Origin of the sequence: Methylobacter sp. Wu8 (assembly GCF_036440755.1) — a bacterium.
GTDB classification, from domain to species: Bacteria; Pseudomonadota; Gammaproteobacteria; order Methylococcales; family Methylomonadaceae; genus Methylobacter_A; species Methylobacter_A tundripaludum_A.
This window is the reverse complement of sequence record NZ_JAZGVT010000063.1, coordinates 43,160-50,629: the sequence shown is the minus strand read 5'-3', so window position 1 is coordinate 50,629 and position 7,470 is coordinate 43,160. Positions and strand designations below refer to the sequence as shown.

At 48.3% G+C, this 7,470-nt stretch carries 8 protein-coding genes; 5 read left to right on the top strand and 3 right to left on the bottom strand.

The genetic code is table 11. The features are described from left to right. From V3O24_RS10220 to V3O24_RS10205, 4 genes are all read left to right on the top strand, one after another. On the top strand, positions 1 to 435 hold a 435-nt coding region (locus tag V3O24_RS10220), incomplete at its 5' end, for an energy transducer TonB (RefSeq protein WP_331307161.1). A gap of 282 nt (positions 436 to 717) precedes the next feature. Continuing rightward, on the top strand, positions 718 to 1,386 hold the full coding sequence (locus tag V3O24_RS10215) for a MotA/TolQ/ExbB proton channel family protein (protein WP_104425478.1): 669 nt from the start codon (positions 718 to 720) through the stop codon (positions 1,384 to 1,386). A 5-nt stretch (positions 1,387 to 1,391) separates the two neighbouring features. Continuing rightward, entirely contained in the window at positions 1,392 to 1,802 is a 411-nt protein-coding gene (locus V3O24_RS10210; protein WP_104425477.1) for a biopolymer transporter ExbD, read from the top strand. 377 nt (positions 1,803 to 2,179) lie between these two features. After that, on the top strand, positions 2,180 to 4,066 hold the full coding sequence (locus V3O24_RS10205; protein ID WP_331307160.1) for a potassium transporter Kup: 1,887 nt from the start codon (positions 2,180 to 2,182) through the stop codon (positions 4,064 to 4,066). A 66-nt stretch (positions 4,067 to 4,132) separates the two neighbouring features. Here V3O24_RS10205 and V3O24_RS10200 read toward each other — a convergent pair whose 3' ends face one another. Then, a complete protein-coding gene (locus V3O24_RS10200; RefSeq protein ID WP_104425475.1) occupies positions 4,133 to 4,651 on the bottom strand; it encodes a hypothetical protein in 519 nt (172 codons plus the stop codon). A 274-nt stretch (positions 4,652 to 4,925) separates the two neighbouring features. Between V3O24_RS10200 and V3O24_RS10195 the strand changes: the two genes are divergently transcribed. Beyond that, positions 4,926 to 5,528 carry a peroxiredoxin C gene (locus tag V3O24_RS10195; protein ID WP_104425474.1) on the top strand — a complete coding sequence of 201 codons (603 nt, stop codon included), beginning with the start codon at positions 4,926 to 4,928 and terminating at the stop codon, positions 5,526 to 5,528. A 215-nt stretch (positions 5,529 to 5,743) separates the two neighbouring features. Here V3O24_RS10195 and V3O24_RS10190 read toward each other — a convergent pair whose 3' ends face one another. Both V3O24_RS10190 and hslO read right to left on the bottom strand, forming a co-directional pair. Then, a complete protein-coding gene (locus V3O24_RS10190) occupies positions 5,744 to 6,529 on the bottom strand; it encodes a hypothetical protein (RefSeq protein ID WP_331307159.1) in 786 nt (261 codons plus the stop codon). Positions 6,530 to 6,540: 11 nt separating this feature from the next. Further along, entirely contained in the window at positions 6,541 to 7,410 is an 870-nt protein-coding gene (hslO, locus tag V3O24_RS10185; protein WP_331307158.1) for an Hsp33 family molecular chaperone HslO, read from the bottom strand. Between the last annotated feature and the right edge of the window lie 60 nt (positions 7,411 to 7,470).

Sequence of the window (7,470 nt, the reverse complement as noted above, 5' to 3'; positions counted from 1 at the left end):
CCGGTCAAGAAAAAAGAACCGGTCGTCCGCAAACAGGCGGAGCTGCCGAAACCGTTGCCGATGTCCGAGTCAACGCTGCCCGCGCCATCCAGTGCGCCGCCGGTAGCGGCAAGCGCCGCTCCCAGCAAGCCGGCCGCAGCCGCAGCGCCGTTTACCGAAGCGAATTTCAACGCCAACTACGGCTCCAACCCAAAGCCTAAGTACCCGCGTATCGCTACCAGCCGGGGCTGGGAGGGTACCGTGCGTCTGTTGGTCAAGGTCTCCGCCGAAGGCGATAGCGAGGAAATCACCGTGCAAACCAGCAGCGGTCACGACGTACTTGACGAGGCCGCCATCGAAGCGGTCGAAAAATGGAAATTCATTCCAGCCAAGCGGGGCGACACGCCGGTGGCCAGTTCGGTTATCGTACCCATTAACTTTGTTTTGAATAACTAATAAGTAGACGTTCAAAAGTCTTTTAACGTAACCATGAAGAGCATGAAGGACGTGAAGTTATTTTTCTTCTTCATGATCTTCGTGTTCTTCATGGTAAATAAGAAGACACATGTTTTTTCATTGGGTTAAAAAACATTTGCTTACTTACATGTACTGCCCAATGGACAGTGCGAAATTGGAGTGCGGGCTTCGCCTGTCTGGCAAGCGAAGCTTGAACTCCCGTTTTCGCGTCTTTCGTGGACAGCGCTTAACCCCAATTAATAAATAAAAAAGGAGACATTAATGCCCACTCATATTTCGCCGGAAGTCATCATCGACGGCACTTTGTACACACTGCTGATCTTCTCGGTGGCGACCTGGACGGTGATACTTTTTAAAATTTGGGAGTTTGCCAATAACAGCTATCGCAACCGGCGTTTTCACGCCGCGTTCTGGGATGCAGCCGATTTGGCGCAAGCCGAAACCGTGTCTTCGGATGCCGTCGCCATCGGCCCGCAGGCCCGGATCGCGCAAAAGGGCTTCGCCTGGCTCAATGAAAGCCGCTTATCCGACGGCAAGCATCTAAAATACTGCGGCGCTCCGGCCGACTTGCTGGAACAGGCCATGCTTGAGCAAATGCAGCAGGAGCAACACCGGATGGAAAGCGGCCTGACCATGCTCGCCAGCATCGGCAGCACCGCGCCGTTCGTCGGCCTGTTCGGCACCGTATTGGGCATCATGCATGCGATGCATGAAATTACCGCCAGCGGATCGACCAGCCTCGATGTCGTGGCGGGTCCGATCGGCGACGCCCTGGTCGCCACCGCAATCGGTATCGCCGTCGCGGTACCGGCCGTATTGGCCTACAACTTCTTCCTGCGCCGGGTCAAACAGCACCGCGCCGGCTTGGAAAACTTCGTCGCCAGCTTTCTGCATATCGTCTTCGGCGCAGACGGCAAAGATAAGGAATAGACATCATGGCCTTTAAACCCCAATCGGAAGATGAAGGAGCGATGAGCGAGATTAACGTCACGCCGCTGGTCGATGTGATGTTGGTGCTGGTCATTATTTTGCTGGTGACCGCGCCTATGCTGACGCAATCGGTGCATGTCAAGTTGCCGAAAACCGCCGAGACCACGGCGGATACCAAAGATCAGCCGCTACAGCTCGGCATTGATGCGCAGGGGGCGATAACGCTGAATAAACTGCCGATGGCCGACCTGGCCGCATTGGAAACGGCGTTGAAGAACGAGCTCGTGCAAAACCCCGAGATCGGCTTGCATTTATATGCCGATCAGGATGTTGTTTATTCCAAGGTTGCCGAAGTCATGGCGACGGTGCAGCACGCGGGGATCGCCAAAATAGCGTTCGTGACCGAGCAGCAGTAGTCAATTTCTTCGCAGACAAGACCACGAAGAAACGTTCCGCAAAAGCGGTATTCTTCGTGGTTTGCTAATACCCCTATATAATTCTCGACTAGCCGGAATTTCAGCTTTGGTTCAAGCGATGAATACGGCGCGCGGCAATTATGTCGAATTCCATTAGGCTTTGATCAATCGATGCTGAACGCGATGAAAGTGAGCATCGGCGGATGTGATGGTTATGCCCGCCGATAAAAGTTATACTTTTGCCTCCCGTTTGCGTTTTTTGTCGGCGGCGGTACGGGGCGACGTCCACGGTTCTTTTTCTGCAATTTACAGGGTATGCGCTATGTTCAAAACAGAATGCCGGCCCGTTAATTTTTTTCCCAATCCATATTCTTACTATGTCGATCAGCTCACAGAGCCAGTCCAGAAAGCAAGTAACGGTTTTAGCGCTAAGCGCAATCGGCGTTGTATTTGGCGATATTGGCACCAGTCCTTTATATGCTGTTAAGGAAATCTTCGGCAGCCATTTGCCTATTGATAAACCCCATGTATTAGGCGTTCTGTCGCTGGTTTTCTGGGCATTGACCTTGATTGTTGCGATCAAATACGCGACTTTTATTATGCGTGTTAACAATAAAGGGGAGGGCGGCATCATGGCGCTAATGACTTTTGCACTGCAAAGCGCTAATGATAATCCGCAAAAGACACGATTTATCATCACCATTGGTTTGCTCGGTGCCGCATTGTTTTACGGCGACGGCATTATTACTCCCGCAATTTCAGTATTAAGCGCAGTCGAAGGCTTGCAAATTGTTGCGCCCTCTTTAAGTCATTATGTATTGCCCGTCACCATCGCAGTGCTCTTCGCGCTTTTTATATTGCAGGCTAAAGGAACCGGAACGGTTGGAAAGCTGTTTTCACCGATCATGTGTCTTTGGTTTGCGACATTGGGCGGTCTTGGTGTGGTTAATATCGGTCACGCTCCGGGCGTGTTGGTCGCGGTTAATCCCTATTACGCGATTCATTTATTGATCGAATTGGGGTGGCACGGCTTTTTAATTATGGGGGCTGTGGTGTTGGCCGTCACCGGCGCTGAAGCGCTTTACGCCGATATGGGGCATTTTGGATTGAAGCCCATCCGTTACGCCTGGTTCGGTTTTGTTTTCCCCGCTTTGTTGCTTAACTATTTTGGACAAGGCGCGCTGCTGCTTGAGCACCCTGAGGCGGTGAAAAATCCATTCTATTTGCTTGCGCCGACCTGGTCGAGGTATCCGCTATTGATTTTGGCGACAATGGCCTCTGTTATTGCCTCTCAAGCAGTCATATCGGGCGCATTCTCGGTCACCAGACAAGCCATACAGCTTGGTTACTGCCCACGCATGAATATTTCGCATACTTCGGGCCGGGAAGTAGGGCAAGTGTATATTCCCGCGATCAACTGGTTATTGATGGTTTCGGTATTTGTTGTGGTGTTGAGTTTTAAATCTTCCTCGGCGCTCGCTTCCGCTTACGGTATTGCCGTTACCGGCACCATGATTGTCGATACGGTGTTGGTGTTCATCGTCATTCAAGAGCTGTGGCAATGGAAAAAATCGGCCGGCGTTACCTTTTTGACAACGTTTTTAACCGTAGATTTTTTGTTTCTGTCATCCAACAGTCTAAAAATACCGACCGGCGGCTGGCTGCCTTTGGTTATCGGGTGTGTGTTGTTTTTGATGATGACCACATGGATTAAAGGCCGGGCATTGCTGGCGGAGTATATCGATGAGAGACGGATGTTGTTTGAGGAGTTGGAAGACAGGATAGCCAGTCATCGGCCGGTAACCGTTAAAGGCTCAGCGATTTACCTGACTAAAAGTTTACATGGCGTACCGCAGGTATTTCTGCATAATTTTGAGCATAACCATGTGCTGCACGAACAAATCGTCGTATTAACCATAGTGACTAAGGACGAGCCATACGTTGATGTGGCGCATCGGATCAAGATTCGCTCCTTTGGCAAGGAGGGCAATTTTTACCGGGTCAAGCTTTATTATGGCTTCCAGCAAAGCCCGGATGTCAGGCAAGCCTTAGAACAATGCGCTCAGGAAGGATTAAATATCGATTTCAAGCTGACATCGTTTTTCATCGGTAGCGAACGGCTCTCTTTTAGGAGAAAAAGTTCGATGCCTCAATGGCGCAGGCCTTTATTCAGGTTTTTATTCCACAATGCCTCAAGCGCGATAGAATTTTTCAAAATTCCGGTTGATCGCGTCATTGAATTGGGCATTCGCATCGAACTTTAGCGGTTCATGAGAGCCGGTTGTTTAGCAGGCCAACTGCCCGCCCGGCGTCTAACGCGGAATCTTCGCTTATGCCATCGCTACTGCGTTCAAATTCTCGTCATCATACAGACGTGTTTTTTTCCAGCCTGCAAATTTGCCGTCATAAAATTCAAGGTCATTATCAATTGAATATTCATAGCAGCTTCTAAACAGCTTGGCGGTGCGGAATGCATGCAATTCATCGTCCGCCGTTACTTTATCGACATTGCCGACCTGGAAGGTTTTATTCCTGGATTTGCCGTTACTGACCCAAAAAACGGTATAGCAAAGGTAGCTTTTGTCTTTACGATGATCATACTTGACGGTTCTGGACACGCCTGTGACACCGGTGGTGGTCTTGTTTTTCGGTGGTTTAAGAAAACGTGTCTTGCTGCCTTTTAATACGGTCAGCATCTGGTCGCGCCAAGTTATTGCGGCTTTCAGCGATTTGCCTTTGTTACCCCACAGTTTATGTGAAAAATAACGGCTGCTCTCCTTGCCGCGTCTTACGATGCGTACTTGAAAACCAAACACATCGGGTTCGGTAATATGTTTATTTTTTGCCATGATAGAATTCCATTAAATGAATTAACCAAAATGAATTTAACAGCCAGGTTAGGGCGACAAGCTTCAAAAAACTCTGGCGAGAGTTAATGCCCGACATTATTGTAAGCTATTGATGACAAATTATGGCTAAAATTGAAATTAAAGCAAGCTAAAAATCATAACAATTCGACAATTTCCTACTAAACTGATGTACAATTTCATCAATCCACTGCTTCAGTGGCTAACATCAAGTTAACAGTCTTTTGTTTTTTTCACTATTTATTGGAGATAATCAATGAGCGTATTAGTCGGTAAACAAGCACCTGATTTTACAGTTCCTGCCGTTTTGGGCGATGGTCAAATAGTTGATTCATTTAGCTTTTCTGAGGCTACTAGCGGCAAGTATGCGGTAGTGTTTTTCTATCCGTTAGATTTCACTTTTGTTTGTCCAAGCGAGTTGATCGCTTTGGATCACCGTATCGATGAATTCAAAAGCCGTAATGTTGAAGTGATCGCCGTCTCTATCGACTCTCATTTCACTCATAACGCATGGCGCAACACACCTGTTAATAAAGGTGGTATCGGCCCTGTTCGTTACACAATGGCTGCCGACATATCCCATTCTATTTGTAAAGATTATGATGTTGAAGCCGGTGGCGGCGTGGCTTACCGCGGCACATTCCTGATCGATCGCGCCGGTCTGGTTCGTCATCAGGTTGTTAACGATCTGCCTTTAGGCCGTAACATGGATGAATTGCTGCGCATGATCGACGCGTTACAATTCCACGAAGAACATGGTGAAGTATGCCCGGCCGGATGGCGTAAAGGCGATTCCGGTATGAATGCAAATCCTGACGGTGTAGCGGAATACCTGGATAAAAATGCTGACAAGCTGTAAATAACAGCTAATTATTGTGTCGGTCCAACCGGTTTGGACGGCATCAAACAAAGGCCTAGGCAGTAACTGCCTAGGCCTTTTTTATTGCCCAAGGGGATGTAATTTATAAAAATGGATCGCGGATGCCAAAACTGGGCGCTTATAGACGAAGCGGATTAGGCATAATAAATGCTGATTTAAAATCCGCCCAATCCGGGGGCTCATCGATGATTTTGTTACTCGGGATTATTTTTTGCGACAGCCGGCGCCTCGTCCAGAAATTTACGATAATTAATGGAAACCTTAAGTCCGGCAAAGCGTCCCGCCATCCTAATCAACTCCTGCGTTTTCTTGTCAAAGGTGATTTTGACTTCGTTTAAGGCGCGATCCTCATAACCTTCTTCTATGCGATGAGTTTCCAGCAGAAAACGGTAAATATACACCTCCTGTTCCCCTTCATCTTTAATTTCAAAAGGGGCGCCCAACTGCGCCAGAACGGCCGGTTTTCTGGGCAAATCGTCGGATATTTTTTCCAACAATGCGGAGTTGGCTTTAAGTTGCTGCTTTTCTTTATCGATTTCGGCGCCGCCGATAGAACGTAAAGAAACCTCTAAAAACTTGGGCGGGGCAATGGCTAAAAACAGCGAAGAAAACGACCAGGCAATCAATCGGTTTTCTTTATTGAAGCTCAAATCCGAGTAAAACTTTATTTCCGGCTTGATCAGGTTGTTGTTGCCGTCAACCTTACGAAACCAGTATCGCCAGCGTCTCCCTTCCGGCGTAGGATCATCCTGGCTGGCATACAGTTTGGACAGGGAAACAAAGTCCTGGCTGTAAAGAATGGGATCTTTGAAGTGTAAGGTAAATTCATCGGTGGTCTCTACGGAAAAGTGGCGGTCAAATTCATCCATTTGCAGGTAGACTTGGTAAGCCCGAATCCAGTACATGCAACCGGATAATGAGGCTGTCAGCGCCAGCAAAAAAATAATGCGAAAACTGCGTTTAATTATTCCGGTTTTCATAGGATGAGTTATCAATGTCGTGTTTCGAAGTCAGTAGCGGTGTTTTTCTGAGACAGGATATTTTCGACATCAACTTTATCGAAGCGGTAGTGTTCGCTACAGAATTCGCAAGTGACTTCAATAATGTCCCGCTCCTTTAGAATATCTTCGAGTTCAGTCCGGCCCATGGCGAATAATGTTTTCTCGATGTTTGACCGTGAACAGGCGCAGCTGAATTCAACCGGTTCTGGATCAAAGAGTCTTACTTTTTCCTGATGGAACAATCGGGACAGCAGCTGTTCGCAATCCAGGTCGAACAGTTCCTGCTCGGTCACTGTATTTGCCAGTATTTCGATATGTTCCCAATCAGCCTGGTAATTTTCCTGCGCCGGCAGTTCCTGTAACAATAATCCTACGGCATGGGTGGCACTGGCGAATAACCACAAGCGGGTCTTAAGCTGCTCCGATTGCTCAAAATAGGTTTGCAAGGCGGCGGCCAAATTACTACCGTGCAGCGGAACGATGCCTTGATAGGGATGGCCGTTTTGCGATTCGATAGTGAGTACCAGCCGTCCGTGTCCGAACATGGATTCTAATGAGCCGACAGTCACGTTTTCCTTGCCTCTTACCAAGCCTCTGATTTTTCGCTGATCCGTTGCCTGAGCAACCAGCGTCTTAATATCGCCGTCGCCTTGAGCCTGAAGAATCATCGAGCCTTTAAACTTGACCGTAGCCGACAACATGACAACGGCTGCGAGAGCCTGTCCCAATTGTTGCTGCACATTTTCAGATCCGCGCTGATGCTGTTTTGCGGCCTGCCAGCTGGTGGTTAATTTAACCCACTCTCCTCGAACGCCCAGTTCTTCAAATAAAAAACGGCGTAGTAAATCTTGTTCTATCATGTTTCCCCGGTTAAAAAAATCGTGCATTTTACGGCATCAGGCTCATAATAATGTTCGCCC

Excerpts from the sequence above, each read along its gene's own strand:
- V3O24_RS10195 (WP_104425474.1), top strand. The coding sequence starts at position 4,926 with ATGAGCGTATTAGTCGGTAAACAAGCACCTGATTTTACAGTTCCTGCC.
- V3O24_RS10215 (WP_104425478.1), top strand. The coding sequence starts at position 718 with ATGCCCACTCATATTTCGCCGGAAGTCATCATCGACGGCACTTTGTAC.
- V3O24_RS10200 (WP_104425475.1), bottom strand. The coding sequence starts at position 4,651 with ATGGCAAAAAATAAACATATTACCGAACCCGATGTGTTTGGTTTTCAA.
- V3O24_RS10210 (WP_104425477.1), top strand. The coding sequence starts at position 1,392 with ATGGCCTTTAAACCCCAATCGGAAGATGAAGGAGCGATGAGCGAGATT.
- V3O24_RS10205 (WP_331307160.1), top strand. The coding sequence starts at position 2,180 with ATGTCGATCAGCTCACAGAGCCAGTCCAGAAAGCAAGTAACGGTTTTA.
- V3O24_RS10190 (WP_331307159.1), bottom strand. The coding sequence starts at position 6,529 with ATGAAAACCGGAATAATTAAACGCAGTTTTCGCATTATTTTTTTGCTG.
- hslO (WP_331307158.1), bottom strand. The coding sequence starts at position 7,410 with ATGATAGAACAAGATTTACTACGCCGTTTTTTATTTGAAGAACTGGGC.